This is a genomic window from Rhizobium glycinendophyticum (genome assembly GCF_006443685.1).
GTDB lineage: Bacteria > Pseudomonadota > Alphaproteobacteria > Rhizobiales > Rhizobiaceae > Allorhizobium > Allorhizobium glycinendophyticum.
Genome location: NZ_VFYP01000002.1, coordinates 93,886 through 109,271 on the forward strand (window position 1 = coordinate 93,886; position 15,386 = coordinate 109,271).

The 15,386-nt window shown below is 62.2% G+C and carries 11 protein-coding genes and 1 pseudogene; 8 read left to right on the forward strand and 4 right to left on the reverse strand.

The window, feature by feature from the left end:
- Positions 1-897: 897 nt before the first annotated feature.
- The 4 genes and pseudogenes from FJQ55_RS15045 to FJQ55_RS15060 form a co-directional block, all read left to right on the forward strand.
- Positions 898-1,665, forward strand: a pseudogene (locus FJQ55_RS15045) (rhomboid family intramembrane serine protease); the annotation flags it as partial.
- A gap of 392 nt (positions 1,666-2,057) precedes the next feature.
- Positions 2,058-2,807 (forward strand): electron transfer flavoprotein subunit beta/FixA family protein, encoded by a 750-nt coding sequence (locus FJQ55_RS15050; RefSeq protein ID WP_140829427.1) that lies wholly within the window; start codon positions 2,058-2,060, stop codon positions 2,805-2,807.
- Between the two features lie 25 nt (positions 2,808-2,832).
- On the forward strand, positions 2,833-3,762 hold the full coding sequence (locus FJQ55_RS15055; RefSeq protein WP_140829428.1) for an electron transfer flavoprotein subunit alpha/FixB family protein: 930 nt from the start codon (positions 2,833-2,835) through the stop codon (positions 3,760-3,762).
- Between the two features lie 141 nt (positions 3,763-3,903).
- Positions 3,904-4,785 (forward strand): 3-hydroxybutyryl-CoA dehydrogenase, encoded by an 882-nt coding sequence (locus tag FJQ55_RS15060; RefSeq protein WP_140829429.1) that lies wholly within the window; start codon positions 3,904-3,906, stop codon positions 4,783-4,785.
- 335 nt (positions 4,786-5,120) lie between these two features.
- Here FJQ55_RS15060 and FJQ55_RS15065 read toward each other — a convergent pair whose 3' ends face one another.
- From FJQ55_RS15065 to tlpA, 4 genes are all read right to left on the reverse strand, one after another.
- Positions 5,121-5,492: an SMR family transporter gene (locus tag FJQ55_RS15065; RefSeq protein WP_140829431.1), complete on the reverse strand. Its 372-nt coding sequence runs from the start codon at positions 5,490-5,492 to the stop codon at positions 5,121-5,123.
- A gap of 34 nt (positions 5,493-5,526) precedes the next feature.
- Positions 5,527-7,149, reverse strand: a complete 1,623-nt coding sequence (locus FJQ55_RS15070) for a DUF6798 domain-containing protein (RefSeq protein WP_140829432.1) — start codon at positions 7,147-7,149, stop codon at positions 5,527-5,529.
- A 29-nt stretch (positions 7,150-7,178) separates the two neighbouring features.
- Complete coding sequence (locus FJQ55_RS15075) at positions 7,179-8,627, reverse strand: UbiA family prenyltransferase (RefSeq protein WP_140829433.1); 1,449 nt, start codon at positions 8,625-8,627, stop codon at positions 7,179-7,181.
- A 209-nt stretch (positions 8,628-8,836) separates the two neighbouring features.
- Complete coding sequence (tlpA, locus tag FJQ55_RS15080; protein WP_140829435.1) at positions 8,837-9,499, reverse strand: thiol:disulfide interchange protein TlpA; 663 nt, start codon at positions 9,497-9,499, stop codon at positions 8,837-8,839.
- 24 nt (positions 9,500-9,523) lie between these two features.
- On the opposite strand from tlpA, the gene argH reads away from it, so the two are divergent.
- The 4 genes from argH (at position 9,524) to FJQ55_RS15100 (ending at position 15,322) form a co-directional block, all read left to right on the forward strand.
- Entirely contained in the window at positions 9,524-10,927 is a 1,404-nt protein-coding gene (argH, locus tag FJQ55_RS15085; protein WP_140829436.1) for an argininosuccinate lyase, read from the forward strand.
- A gap of 109 nt (positions 10,928-11,036) precedes the next feature.
- Positions 11,037-11,225, forward strand: a complete 189-nt coding sequence (gene lptM / locus FJQ55_RS15090; RefSeq protein ID WP_246085153.1) for an LPS translocon maturation chaperone LptM — start codon at positions 11,037-11,039, stop codon at positions 11,223-11,225.
- A gap of 13 nt (positions 11,226-11,238) precedes the next feature.
- Complete coding sequence (gene lysA, locus FJQ55_RS15095; RefSeq protein WP_140829440.1) at positions 11,239-12,507, forward strand: diaminopimelate decarboxylase; 1,269 nt, start codon at positions 11,239-11,241, stop codon at positions 12,505-12,507.
- Between the two features lie 133 nt (positions 12,508-12,640).
- Positions 12,641-15,322 (forward strand): TIGR02302 family protein, encoded by a 2,682-nt coding sequence (locus FJQ55_RS15100; protein ID WP_140829442.1) that lies wholly within the window; start codon positions 12,641-12,643, stop codon positions 15,320-15,322.
- Positions 15,323-15,386: the final 64 nt, after the last annotated feature.

A 15,386-nucleotide genomic window follows, 5' to 3' on the forward strand; every position in this document is an offset into this window, starting at 1 on the left:
AGGTTTTGGGGGCATCCGTCCCCATCACCCTCGTCAAGCCCTTCGTCCGGAGGGAGACCGTTGCAGCGGGCCGGGATCTTGGATCTGCGACAACCCTCCATCCCGGCGCCGGCCCCGCCTCGCCTGACATCGCATCGTCAGGTGTATCCGAGGGCGGGACGGAGTTGAGTCTACGGGAGGAAAAATGGGCGGGGATGAAAAAATGTGTCGGGGTCTGATTTCGTTGGGAAATCGCTGCGGAGCGTCCCCCCTTTCTTCAGGAAATGGCGCGCTCTGGCGTGACCGTCTGACGTGGAAGGTTTGTGTTTGGATCCTCGGGTCATCCTCGGGTTTAACCCGAGAACGAGGATGACGGAGTGTGGAGAAAGCGCCTGGTATCCTCCGCTAATGTCTTCACCGCACAAGGTCTGAGGAGGATACCCTTGTCTCCCCTAAAGGTCGTCATCCTCGTCCTCGGGTTAAACCCGAGGATGACCCGAGGATCCAGACACAAGCGAGGGCCGCGGGCTCATCTCCCCCTTGCGGGCTCATCTCCCCCTTGCGGGGGAGACTTCGGAGCGTTGGCCGAAGGCCAGAAATCGATCCAGTGAATCGATTTCAGCGAACGGAGGCCTGAGCGCGACGCCGCGCGAAGGCTGTGAGAAGAATTGGCCCGATCGGGGCCCAGCCTCAGATTTCGCAAGAGAGGGGCTCGAGTGAGGTGGGTGCCAACGGAACCGTGCCCCTCTACTGGAAAATCTGAAGTTTAGGCGGCTTGCGCTGACCTCAAGCCTTCGAATTTCCGTCCTCCCCCGCATGGGGGGAGGTGGGAGCCGACTGCGTGACCTTCCCCCTGTCCCCATCCCCCAACCTGCGCTAGCATCCGTCGACGCAATTCCGGCAACCCGACGAGGCGCGATGTTCATTCCCCTGCATGACCGAAACGCGCTGAAGCACATCCGGCGGCAATATGTGACGCTGGGGCTGATTGCGGCGAATGTCATCTCCTACGCGCTGGCAAGCGTAGTGCCGGACGCCGCCTATGAGCTGGGGGTCTATGGGCTGGGCTTCATTCCGGCGATCCTGCTGGGCGGAGCCACACTCGATCCGTCGCTGGTGTTGGTGCCCGATTGGGCGACCTATGTGACCTATGCCTTCCTGCATGGGAGCTGGCTTCATCTGGGCTCGAACATGCTCTTCCTCTGGGTCTTCGGCGATAATGTCGAGGATGCCTTGGGGCACTTCAAATTTCTGTTCTTCTATCTCGCCTGCGCTGCTGCCGGCGCGCTGGTGCATGGGCTGGTGTCCCCGGTGAGCCAGGCACCCCTGATCGGCGCTTCGGGGGCCGTGTCGGGGGTGGTTGCCGCCTATGTGATGCTGCATCCGAAGGTTCGGGTCTGGGTTCTGGTGCTGATGCGTTTTCCAGTGCCGCTGCCGGCCTTCATCCCCCTCCTGTTCTGGATTGGTCAGCAATTTGTCATGCTGGCCATCGATGCCGAGGGCAATGTCTCCTGGGGCGCCCATGTCGGCGGCATCCTGGCAGGCACCCTGCTGGTGATCATTTTACGACGCCCCGGCGTGCCGCTCTTCGACCGCAGCATCGTGACACCAAGGGCCGTGGAGCATGGTGTGCAGCCGGTCGACGGCTTGGCAGCAGGACCCTGGGGTGCGAGACCGCCCTTCCCGGCCGCGGGTCGCACCCCGGCTGCGTCGCGGGCGGACGATAACCTGGGCGGGGAGACGACGACAGAGGTCGCCACCCGAAATGGAGCCGCAGCCCGGACAGACCTGGGCGCAGATCAAGGCTTTAGCGAAGGCAGAGACGTTCAGAATAGAATGGGGACAGGCGCCGGCCCTGGAACCCCACCCCGCAAGGTCACCCATTGGGGCCGATGACAACAGGTCGCGGCCATCCATATTGACGTGCACGTCAACGTCAATTATTCCTGTCGCCAGGGAGAAGCATTCCCGTTCAAGCGTTGTGTTTGGACGAAAAATGCGTATCGATGTCGCCAATCGACAAACGACGGAGCGCATTTGCGCGCATTTTCCGGCGGAAGATTTGAAGGAAGGACCCCATGAAGATACTCGTCCCAGTGAAGCGGGTTGTGGATTACAACGTCAAGATCCGCGTCAAGCCGGATGGCTCCGGCGTCGAGCTCGCCAACGTCAAGATGTCCATGAACCCCTTCGACGAGATCTCCGTCGAGGAGGCCCTGCGGCTGAAGGAAGCCGGCAAGGCTGAGGAAGTGGTTGTCGTCTCGATCGGTCCGGCCAAGGCCGAGGAAACCATCCGCACCGCACTCGCCATGGGCGCCGACCGCGGCATCCTGATCGAAACAGACGAAACCGTCGAGCCGCTCGCCGTCGCCAAGCTCCTGAAGGGCGTGGTCGAGGCAGAAGCTCCGGGCCTCGTCATCGTCGGCAAGCAGGCGATCGACGACGATTCGAACCAGACCGGCCAGATGCTGGCTGCCCTGATGGGTTGGGGCCAGGCGACCTTCGCCTCCAAGCTCGAACTTTCCGCCGACAAGGCGACCGTGACCCGCGAAGTCGACGGGGGTTTGCAGACCATCGAGGTGAAGCTTCCGGCCGTCATGACCACGGACCTGCGCCTGAACGAGCCGCGTTATGCCTCGCTGCCCAACATCATGAAGGCGAAGAAGAAGCCGCTCGACAAGAAGGCTCCGGCCGATTTCGGCGTCGACATTGCGCCGCGCCTGAAGGTTCTGAAAACCGAAGAGCCGGGTGGCCGCAAGGCGGGCATCAAGGTGAAGAGCGTCGCCGAACTGGTCGACAAGCTCAAGAACGAAGCCGGCGTATTGTAAGCGGAACGGACAGGAGAAACATAAAATGGCTATTCTTCTTCTCGCAGAACACGACAACGCAACCGTTTCCGAACAGACCGCGAAGACCCTGACGGCAGCAACCAAGATCGGTGGCGATGTCCACGTGCTGGTCGCCGGCGCAGGCGCCAAGGCGGCCGCCGATGCCGCCGCCAAGCTTTCCGGCGTCTCCAAGGTGCTGATCGCCGACGACGCCTCGCTCGGCAACAATCTGGCAGAGCCGTTGGCAGCGCTCATCGTCTCGCTCGCCGGCTCTTACGACACGATCATCGCGCCCGCGACCTCGGTCGGCAAGAACGTCATGCCGCGCGTGGCAGCGCTGCTCGACGTGATGCAGGTCTCCGAAATCATCGAAGTCGTCTCGGCGGATACCTTCAAGCGCCCGATCTATGCCGGCAACGCCATCCAGACCGTGCAGTCGACCGATGCCAAGAAGGTGATCACGGTACGGACGGCTTCCTTCGCTGCTGCTGGTGAAGGGGGTTCGGCCTCCGTGGAGAGCGTCTCCGCTGTGGCAAATCCGGGCGTCTCCAGCCATGTCTCCGACGCCCTGTCGTCGTCCGACCGTCCGGAACTGGCCTCGGCCAAGATCATCATCTCCGGCGGCCGTGCGCTCGGCTCGTCCGAGAAGTTCCAGGAAGTCATCCTGCCGGTCGCCGACAAGCTGGGTGCTGCCGTCGGCGCCTCCCGTGCGGCTGTCGACGCCGGTTACGCTCCGAACGACTGGCAGGTCGGCCAGACCGGCAAGGTCGTTGCCCCGCAGCTCTACATCGCTTGCGGCATTTCCGGTGCGATCCAGCACCTCGCCGGCATGAAGGACTCGAAGGTCATCGTCGCGATCAACAAGGACGAGGAAGCCCCGATCTTCCAGGTCGCCGATTACGGTCTCGTGGCCGACATCTTCGAAGCCCTGCCGGAGCTCGAGAAGGCGCTCTGAGCGCCATCTCGCAGCTGCGAAAGGACTGGTCAAAGACCGGTTTGCGGTCTATCAATCAGCCGGGTCCGTGATGAGCGGGTCCGGCATTTTTGTCGGTGCCATCTTCTTGAGTGAAGACGAGAACGGGTGAGGAGCGAGACGATGACGGACAAGATCAGCAATGTGGGTGTCGTGGGTGCCGGCCAGATGGGCTGCGGCATCGCCCAGGTCTCCGCCGCCGCCGGTTACAAGGTCACGATCTACGACCTCTCCAAGGAGCGGATCGAGGCGGGGCTCGCCACCATCAACGGCAATCTCGCCCGCCAGGTGACCAACGGCAAGATCACCGACGAGCAGCGCAAGCAGGCGCTGGCTTTGATCTCCGGCTCCGCCGATGTGCATGACCTCGCCGCAGCCGATCTCGTGATCGAGGCCGCGACCGAGGACGAAAGCGTCAAACGCAAGATTTTCGCGACACTCTGCCCGGTGCTCAAACCAGAAGCGCTTATTGCGACCAACACCTCGTCGCTCTCCATTACCCGTCTGGCCTCGGCGACCGACCGTCCGGAGCGCTTCATGGGCATCCACTTCATGAACCCGGTGCCGGTGATGAAGCTCGTTGAACTGGTGCGCGGCATCGCGACTGACGAGACGACCTTCGCGACGGCCAAGACCTTCGTCTCCTCGCTCGACAAGACGATCACGGTGGCGGAAGATTTTCCGGCCTTCATCGTCAACCGCATCCTGCTGCCGATGATCAACGAGGCGATCTACACGCTGTATGAAGGCGTCGGCTCTGTCGAGGCGATCGACACGGCGATGAAGCTGGGCGCCAACCACCCGATGGGCCCGCTGCAGCTCGCCGATTTCATCGGCCTCGACACCTGTCTCTCGATCATGCAGGTGCTGCATGACGGTCTGGCGGATTCGAAGTATCGCCCCTGCCCGCTGCTGGTGAAATATGTCGAGGCCGGCTGGTTGGGCCGCAAGTCCGGCCGCGGCTTCTACGACTATCGCGGCGACGTGCCGGTGCCGACACGGTAAGGCAGATCGCCTTGCTGAAGCGGGCATTTGCGACTATATTGGCGGAGTGAGAGGCGAGCTTCCGCCCGCCCCTCTGGCTTGTTATCGGAATGTGACCCGCACGCTAGCCTGCCAGCCCGTGCGGGTTTTCCGTATAACAAACGTGATGCTCAATGGTTTTCGCCACATCGCTCACACTCCAGTTGTGTGGCGAGGCCATCGCCCTGGTCGGAGCGTGCAATCCTCTCCGATGCGTCTGGCAGAACGCGTCTGCTTTCACCGCACAACCGGAGAGAGAATAACGCAACCGGGGGCCGCGTCCAGAGGCCACCGCAGCGGAGAGCCGGGCTTTGCTCTCAGCGCCCGACGGCGATGCAGAGGATCCCGGATATGATCAGCAGGATGCCGAGGCAGGCGGTGAGGCTGATGCTTTCGCCAAGAGCGACGACACCGGCAAGCGCGGTCAGCACAATACCCAGCGAAACGAAGGGATAGGCGTGCGAGACGGGGATGCGCGACAGGACCAGAAGCCAGACGATCGCGCCGAAGCCGTAGCAGGCGAGGCCGCCGATGACGAAAGGGGAGCGGGCGATGGCGCCAATGGCCTGAAGAGGTGACGCCCCTCCTGCGAGCGCCTCCGCAACGTCGGGGCGGGTCATCCCAAAGCGCAGGATGACCTGGGAGAATGCACTCAGGCAGACGCTGAACAGGATTAGCACATAGGTCATGGCGGTTCCGATTGCGGATGGTTGGAGTGTTCGGTCAGGTCAACTGGTAGACACAGATGCCCTCTTCGCGATGCACGGGGACCTCAGTCAGATTGGCGTCACACGGCATTGCGAGAAAATCTATCCCGACGCTCTTGCGATCGAGCAGCGAGCGGGCGAGCGGGACGGAGTGCCGCTCTTTCCAGATCGGATAATAGGAGGGCGACCACATGACCGCCGCACCATATTTTCCATCGAACCACAATTGGCGCTCGGAGGTCAGGCTAAAGCCGAGCGAGGCCTCCGCAGGCACCTGAAAAACGGCATCGGTCGGCGTTGCGGCATTTGCCCAGCGGCCAACCTTTTCCCAGGCTTCCTGCGTGGCTCTATCCTGCTCATAAGCCCACTGCCTCTGACCATTGGCCACCAGACCCAAGACCAGGCAGAAGGCGAGCAGGCAAGAGACGTAAACGCGCACTGTGCGGCGTTCGAGCGGGAGTTTCAGGGCCGGTGGGATTTTCCAGAGGTCCAACAGGAACAGCGCGAGGGCAATCAGCACCCCGACCTTGCCGGCCATAAGTGCGACGGCGAGACCGAGGCCAAATGTCTTCTGCATGGGGCGCGCTGGATCGAGGATCCAGCCTGACGCGACGATGGCGAGACTGATGGCGAGCAGCATGGCAATCATCACGAAACTGCGGATGAGATGCAGGTTCAGGATAAACCGCGAATCCGTCACCAGCGGCGCCAGCACACCAAGGCCCAAGACCGACAGCATTCCGAGAGCGAGCATCAGCACCGCCCTGGAACTTGCCCCCATCAGGCGGATGGACAGAAGCAGGACAACGATCTGGACGCCGGTGACTGCGAGTTGCCTCGGCGGCAGCGACCACAGGAAAAAATGGAACGGGAAGAAATCCCACAAATACTGGCGATAGGAAAACGGGTTCGCGCCCCCGATCTCCGGGTTCTGCAGAATATTGTGCAGCGGCACAAAGAGGAGCGGGCTGCCGACCACAAGCCCGATCGCCGCCGGGACCAGCAAGCGCCGAAGTGTAATCCGGCCGGTCAAGAGCTGGTATCCGGTGAGCAAGGCGAGCGGAGGCACCATCCAGATGGCCATGAAGGCATTGAGGAAGAAAGTCAGGCAAGCAGCAACGGCCGCCGCCCCATAGCGACGCCTGAGGGCGAAAGAGAGACCCATCAGGAGGCTGGCATTGGCCAGTTCCGAGTGGGTGAAATAGTTGAGCAAGATCCCGCCGCCTCCCGCAGTGTAGCCATAGACCCAAGGGGAAAAGCACAGGAGCAGGAGAAACAGATTGCGGGCACGCGTCTCTTTGAGGCCGATGCTCCCGGCAAGATGGAGAGCTGCGATGAAGAAGGCGAGATGTGTGATGATGAGGCTGAGTGCCAGGAACAGCTTGACACCGACCACGTGTCCGGCACCCGCAAACAGGAGCCAGAAGCCGGAGGAGAAATTGCGCAGCGACTGGATGAAGGCGTCGTCGGAGAACTGCGGCAGGTCGTAGCTCTTGAGCAGGATGGGGACGTGATAGATGTTGTTGTTGAAGATAGGCGAGTAGCCCGAATACAGGAAGGAGATCACCGTAGCAGCGGCGATCAACAGCCAGTGCGGCAGATCAAGGACCTGCGACAACCGCTGCGATAAGGCATTCATGGCTCGTGACGTCACGGGAAGACCTGTGTTCAAAGGGCGGCGAGGACCAGTGAGACGGCGGCGAGGCCGACGCCCCAGCTCCGATTGTCCTTCAAGGCGAAGGCGATGGGATCGTCATCCATCAACCGCCGATGGGCGAGCATGACGGCGCGTGCGATCCAATAGAGGAACAGCGGGCATAGGCCCCAGAGCAAACGCGGGTGGGTGTAGAGACCGGCAACGGTATCGGACGAAACATAGAGCGCGATCACCATGACCGAATTCATGCCCGCAGCAGCAGCAAGAGCCATGATCACAGGCAGATCCGCGACCTTGTAGTTTCTATTGCTCGGATCACTGAGCTGGCGATCAAGACGACCGGCAAGCTCGATGTACCGTTTGAGCAATGCGAGCGCCGTGAAGATCAACAAGGAAAATGTGAAGAGCCAGTCCGATACCGACACGTCGATCGCAGCCGCACCGGCAAAGACCCGAAGCGTATAGAGGCAGGCCAAGGTCACGACATCGATGATCATCCTACGCTTGATGACGAATGAATACGCATTGGTCACGACGTAGTAGATGAGCAGCGTCAGAAAGAAATGGAAAGAAATACACCAGGCAAGGGCAAAGGCGGCGAGGGTCAGAAGCGGTATGAAGGCCATGCCGAATGCAATGGGCAGCTGGCCGGACGCGAAAGGCCGCTTCCGTTTTGTCGGGTGCGCGCGATCTGCCTGAATGTCCAGGAGATCATTCAGCAGGTAGACGCCGGATGCACATAGAGAGAAGGCAATGAAGGCCAGGAACGCATTGAACAAAGCCTCGAGGTTGAACTGATGCGCGGTAAGCAACGGCACGAAGATCAGACCGTTCTTGGCATATTGATGAGGTCGCATGGCTGAAACAAGCGCGGTCCAGCGGCTCTGTTTCCCCTGCACGGCGACATGATCCGGGTGGCTTGCAGCCAGGTCACGTGCAAGGCTGGCGGACATATGGACACCATAAGCCCTCCGCGCGTGACGCCAGATTGCCTTGTCGCTCGTGTCGTTGCCGATATAGTCGAACCCCCCGTCTCCAAAGGCCTCAACGAGCGCTCGCGCCTTCGTTTCGCCTTTTAGATTCTGGTGTTCGTCGGAAGCAAACACGCCATCGAACACCTCAAGGTGGTCCGCCACCTTTTCAGCATGAAAGCGATCACTTGCCGTCGCGAGATAGACCTTGCGTCCTGCGCCCCGGGCCGCGTTGATAATAGAAAGGACATTTTCGTTGTAGGGCAGATTGCCGTGGTCGATGTCGCAGAAGGACAGGAGATGGCGCTTGATGCCGTTTCTAGAAAGGCGAGACGGCAGGTCCCGATTGAACACTTCGATGTGCCGACGCGAGAGGGCGTCGAAGAGAGATTCGTAAAGTAGATCCGTCTTAATCAACGTTCCATCAAGATCAACGACCAGCGGAATATCGTTCAACTGCCCAAGCGGCGCAACGGACGAAGGAAACATAATACACCCGTCTGGAAAAGCAGATCATTTGAAGTACATGAATTAGTAATGTCACGCACACCCCGTGATTGTAAAGTCACGGGGGCGAATATGGTTACTCCGCTGATCGCCCGAGCGAGCGGAGAGATCGGTCAGAGCCGCAAGGCCCTGATGGCGGGGCGGCCTGCAGCAGCAGTCATGCACAGATAGGGGTTACCGCAGGCCGCCAGTTAGGCGCCGGTCGCAGCCGTTATCAGCGCCCTGGCATCCGGGCTGTCCCAGGCGGCCGGGCCGTTCATGTGGCCAAGCAGGCAGCCCTTGCCGTCGACCAGAAGAGTGACCGGCAGGCCGAAGGCGAGGCCTTGTTTCTTGAGCGTATTGAACACCCCCATTGAGGCGTCGCGGTAGAGGCCGAGCGCATCGACGCCGGTTTCGGCAAGGAAGGCCTTCGGTTTTTCGGCGTCACCGGTGTCGATATTGATCGCAACCACCTGGAATCGGTCGCTGCCGAGTGCCTTCTGCAGGCCGTTCAACGCCGGCATTTCTTCGCGGCAGGGCACGCACCAGGTGGCCCAGAGATTGACCAGCGTGGTCTTGCCGGCGAAGTCGGCAATGCTCGTTACCTTGACAGTGGCATCGGTGAAGGTCAGACCTTCGACCGCCTGCGGCTGATCGATCGGCACCATGGCCGCGACATCGCCCTTGAAGAAGGGTTCGAGCGCCCGCGCCTTGTTGAGCGAACCTGCGCAAGGCCCTGCATTCTGAGCCGTCTCGGCATTGCCAGACGTGGTCTCTCTCACGTATACCGCAGCCGCGCCGGCGACAATGCCGGCCACCGCCGCGATCGCAACCAGCTTGGTAGAGAAGAGACCACTGCGTCTTTTGTCTGTCATGTCATTCTCCAGGACGGGCATTCCATGGCCGAGGACTCTAACGACACCAAATCCTCCAACCAGATGTGGGGCGGTCGCTTCGCCTCCGGGCCATCGGCGATCATGGAGGAGATAAATGCCTCCATCGGTTTCGACAAGAAGCTTTACGCCCAGGATATCCGTGGCTCAAAGGCGCATGCGACCATGCTGGCGCACCAAGGCATCATCTCCGGCGAAGATAAAGACAAGATCCTTCACGGCCTGGACACGATCCTGTCAGAGATCGAAAGCGGCCAGTTCGTCTTTTCGCGCAAGCTCGAAGATATCCATATGAACGTCGAGGCTCGCCTTGCCGAACTGATCGGCCCGGCTGCCGGCCGTCTGCACACCGCCCGCTCGCGCAACGACCAGGTGGCGCTCGACTTCCGCCTGTGGGTCAAGGAAGAGCTGCAGAAGACGGAAGCAGCGCTTTCCGGCCTGATCGCCGCCTTCCTCGACCGTGCGGAAGAGCATGCCGACACCGTCATGCCCGGCTTCACCCATCTCCAGACGGCCCAGCCGGTGACCTTCGGGCATCATTGCATGGCCTATGTCGAGATGTTCGGCCGCGACCGCCAGCGCGTGCGCCATGCCATCGAACACCTCGACGAAAGCCCGATCGGGGCAGCAGCCCTGGCCGGCACCGGCTATGCCATTGACCGCCACATGACGGCCAAGGCGCTCGGCTTCCGCGAGCCGACCCGCAACTCGATCGACACCGTCTCCGATCGCGACTTCGCGCTCGAATTCCTCTCGATCGCATCGATCTGCGCCGTGCACCTGTCGCGGCTCGCTGAGGAGATCGTCATCTGGTCGACCCCACAATTCGGCTTCATCCGGTTGTCGGATGCGTTTTCGACCGGCTCCTCGATCATGCCGCAGAAGAAGAACCCCGATGCCGCCGAACTGGTGCGCGCCAAGACCGGTCGCATCAACGGCTCGCTCATCGCCCTTCTGACCGTGATGAAGGGCCTGCCGCTCGCCTATTCCAAGGACATGCAGGAAGACAAGGAACAGGTCTTCGACGCGGCCGAAAGCCTGGAACTGGCGATTGCCGCCATGACCGGCATGGTGACCGACATGACCATCCGCACCGACAAGATGAAGGCGGCGGCCGGTTCCGGTTATTCGACGGCAACCGATCTCGCCGACTGGCTGGTGCGCGAAGCCGGCCTTCCCTTCCGCGATGCGCATCACGTCACCGGCAATGCGGTGGCCATGGCGGAGAAGAAGGGTTGCGATCTCGCCGAGCTTTCGCTGGAAGAGCTTCAGAGCATCAATGCGGCGATCACCGCTGACGTTTACAACGTTCTGACCGTGGAAGCCTCCGTCGCCAGCCGCAAGAGTTTTGGCGGCACGGCGCCGTCGGAAGTCAGGAAGCAGATCGCCTGGTGGCGGGCCCGCAACTGACAGGGCAACCGATCACGCGCACATGCGGGACACATCACGAGATCAGGGGTGCACAAGCGCCCCTTTTTTCTGTACACGCTAGCACAACAATATCTTCATGGACCGGGTCATGGTGAATTCGCTGAAACGCACGACGCTCACGCTCTCTCTGCTGCTGGCCGCTTCGCTGGCTCTGTCCGCCTGCGGCCGCAAGGGCGATCTCGACCCGCCGAACACGCCTGTGGACCAGCAGAACAAGCGCGACAGCAAGGTAGCACCTGTGGCTGACAAGCCTTTCCTACTCGATCCGCTTCTGTGACAGGGCTTTACCCGTGAACCATTTCGACTTTCGCGACGGTGTTCTTCACGCCGAAGACGTGTCCATTCCTGAGATCGCACGCGCGGTCGGCACACCGTTCTACTGCTATTCGACTGCCACCTTGGAGCGTCACTACAAGGTCTTTGCGAAAGCCTTTGATGGCGTTGATGCGCTGGTCTGCTATGCGATGAAGGCCAACTCCAATCAGGCGGTGCTGAAGACGCTCGGGCAACTGGGCGCAGGCGTCGACGTGGTCTCGGAAGGCGAACTCCGCCGGGCGCTCGCTGCCGGCATCCCGGCAAACCGCATCATGTTCTCCGGCGTCGGCAAGACGCCGAGTGAAATGGACTTGGCGCTGGAAGCCGGCATCTACTGCTTCAACGTCGAGAGCGAGCCGGAGCTGGAAGTCCTGAACCAGCGCGCCATCAAGGCCGGCAAAAAGGCGCATGTCTCCTTCCGCATCAATCCGGATGTCGATGCCAAGACCCATGCCAAGATTTCGACCGGTAAGAAGGAAAACAAGTTCGGCATTTCCTACGAGCGCGCCCGCGCCGTCTATGCCCGTGCAGCGACGCTGGACGGCATCCAGGTCTCCGGCATCGACATGCATATCGGCAGCCAGATCACCGATCTGCAGCCCTTCGAAGACGCTTTCCGCCTGCTGCGCGAACTGGTCGAGAACCTGCGCGCCGATGGCCACTCGATCGACCATGTCGATGTCGGCGGCGGCCTTGGCATTCCCTACAAGGATGACAACAACCCGCCGCCCGAGCCGGACGCCTATGCCCGGATCGTCAAGGATCAGCTAGCAAGCCTCAACTGCCGCATCGTTACCGAGCCCGGGCGCCTGATCGTCGGCAATGCCGGCATTCTGGTGACAGAAGTCATCTATGTGAAGGACGGCGGCGACAAGACCTTCGTCATCGTCGACGCGGCGATGAACGACCTGATCCGCCCGACGCTTTATGAGGCCTATCACGAGGTGAAGCCGGTGGTGCTGCAGGCGGCGAGCGCGCCCCGCATTAAGGCGGATGTCGTGGGTCCCGTCTGCGAGACCGGCGATTATCTGGCCCTCGACCGCGAAATGTCGAAGCCGAAGCCGGGCGACCTGATGGCGGTCGGTTCGGCCGGCGCCTATGGGGCGGTGCAGGCCGGCACCTACAACACCCGCCGGCTCATTCCCGAAGTGCTGGTGAAGGGCGACGAGTTTCATGTGATTCGCAAGCGTCCGACTTACGAGGATCTTATCGCGCTCGATTCCGTGCCCGACTGGCTGGCCTGATCCTTCACAATTGAGCGATGGGGCGGGAAAAAGCGGCGCTGACGCCTGCCCGCCCTCGTCTTCGCCACAAAGACTGCTATCTTCTGATGTCACGAGCACCGCCATATCGGCGGCGCTCTCGGAGACCAGACGGATGATCTTTTCCCGCCCGGCCAGCCAGCGGAAAGGCGCGTTGCAGCACGACCCGGCGCTCGCGCGCCGCGTCGGGGTAAAACGCGTTCTGGCCCGGGGCGTGCTTCTGGCTGAACGGATCCTGCCGCTCTTCCTGCCGATCCTCGGCATCGCAGCACTGTTCGTCTCGCTTGCGTGGTTCGGCGTGTTCCGCGAACTGCCGGAGATCCTGCGCCTCGGCCTCGTCTTCCTGCTGATCTTTGCCTTCGTCGCTTCCTTCCTGCCCTTCCTGCGCCTGACCATGCCCACGGCCCGTGAAGCCGACCGGCTTCTGGAGAAACGCAATGGACTGCCGCATCAGCCGGTCGCAGTCCAGGACGATGCGCTGGCGGCCGACACGCCCTTTGCCCGCGCGCTGTGGCAGGAGCACCAGAGGCGCATGGCCGAGCGCATCGCCGCTCTCGACGCGGGCCTGCCGCAGCCCGATATCGCCCGTTACGACCGCCATGCCCTGCGAGCCGTTCCGGCCCTGCTCTTCGTGACGGCACTTGCCTATTCCGGCTCCAATGGCGCCGGCACGATCGCCGATGCCTTCCGCCGCCATGTGGCGGTGACGGAGCAGCCGGCGATCCGCATCGATGCCTGGATCACGCCGCCGGCCTATACCGGCCAGCCTCCGGTTTTCCTGTCGGGGCTGGGCACGCAGACCTCCGGCATCGTCGTGCCGCAGAATTCCAAGATGACCGTGCGCATCAGCGGTGGCGCGACGGATGAGAAGGTGCTGTTCGTCAAGCAGGGCGACGGCACGGTGGTCGAGGTGGCAGCCAGCGACCCGAAGGCGGCGGCGAATGGCGCGACGCCGGCGCCAACCGCGCTTCCACCGGCAGCCCCGCAGGCGGCCTCCGCCCCGGCGGGTGTATCCACTGCCCCACAGGTCGCCCGCACGCACGAACTGGACCTTGCCGAGGCCGGGCAGCTGCGCGTGGCAGATCGCCAATGGACGATCGGCGTGACGCCGGACAAGGCGCCCGAAATCGCCTTTGACGGCAAGCCGCGCCGGGCGCTGAACGGGGCGCTCGAGATTGCCTTTACCGCCAAGGACGACTACGGCCTGCAGAAGGCTCATGCCGAAATTGTCCCGGTGGAGGAAAAGACGGACGCTAAGCCGCTTTATCCGCTGCCGGACTACAAGCTTGATCTGCCGCGCCACAATGCCCGTGACATGAAGAGCGTCGCGAGCCGCAACATCACCGAACATCCGCTCGCCGGCAGCAAGGTGAAGATCACGCTGGTGGCAACCGATGGCGCCGGGCAGACAGGCCGCAGCGAGCCGGTCGAAATGGTCCTGCCCACGCGCAATTTTGCAGAACCGCTGGCAGCAGCAGTGGCCGAACAGCGTCAGACCTTTGCGCTCGACACCCGCGAGATGCCGCAGGCGATCGCGCTCAGCGAGGCTTTGGTGATCCGTGCCGACGAGACCATCCCCAATCTCGGTCACTTCCTGCTGATCGAGAGTGCCCGCGCCCGCATGGCTCAGGCCAAGGGCGAAGAAGCGCTGAAGGACACGGCGGACTATCTCTGGGAAATCGCGCTCGGCATCGAGGATGGCGAGCTCTCCACCGCGGAAAAACGGCTGCGCGACGCCCAGCAGGCGCTGGCGGATGCGCTGGAGAACGGGGCGACGGATCGAGAGATCAAGAAGCTGATGGACGAGCTGCGCGCCGCGATGAACGACTTCATCTCGGAACTCGCCCAACGCATGCCCAACCAGAGCGGAGAGCAGCAGCAGAACGCACAGAACACGCTGCGCCAGAAAGACTTGCAAAACCTGCTCGACCAACTGGAGAACCTTGCGCGGTCCGGCAATCGCGACCAGGCGCAGCAACTGCTGTCCGAACTGCAGCGCATGATGAACAACCTGCAGGCCGGACGCCCGCAACAGGGCCAGCAGCAGGAAAACAGCGAGGCCCGCCGCCAGATCGACAAGCTGGGTGAGATCATGCAGCAGCAGCAGCAGCTGATGGACGAAACCTTCCGCCTCGACCAGGCACTGCGCGACCGCATGCAGCGCGGCGACCCGCAGCAGGGCGAAGAAGGCGCCGAAGGCGAGCAGCAGGATCTGGGCCAGCAGGGTCAACAGGGGCAGCAGGGCGAGCAGGGAAAGCAAGGCGGTCAGCCGAATCTTGACGGCATGACAGCCGACCAGTTGCGCGAGGCACTCAGGCAGTTACGGCAGCAGCAGGAAGGGCTCGGCAAGCAGCTCGGTGAATTGCAGGAGGGGCTGAAGGGGCTGGGCATGAAACCGGGCAAGGGATTTGGCCAGGCTCAGCAGGAAATGGAAGGCGCGGGCGAAGCGCTCGGCAAGAGCCAGGGCGACCGGGCAGTCCAAGGCCAGGGCCGCGCCATGGAAGCACTCCGCCAGGGCGCCCGCGACATGATGAATCAGATGATGCAGGCGATGCGCGGCCAGCAGGGTCAGGGCCAGGAAATGGGCCAGGGTCGAGGCAACCAGAACGACCGCGACCCGCTCGGCCGCCCCCGCGCCACCAATGGCCCGGATTTCGGCGAGCGGGTAAAGGTGCCGGACGAGATCGACGTGCAGCGCGCCCGCGAAATCCTAGAAGCCATTCGCGAAAAGCTTGGGCAAAACTCCAGCCCCGAAATCGAGCGGCGGTATCTTGAGCGGTTGCTGGATATTCAATGAGATGGAAGAGCGGGGCTTTTGCCCCGTCTCTTACACAGCACGTCCTTCGCGCCCGAGGGCACCA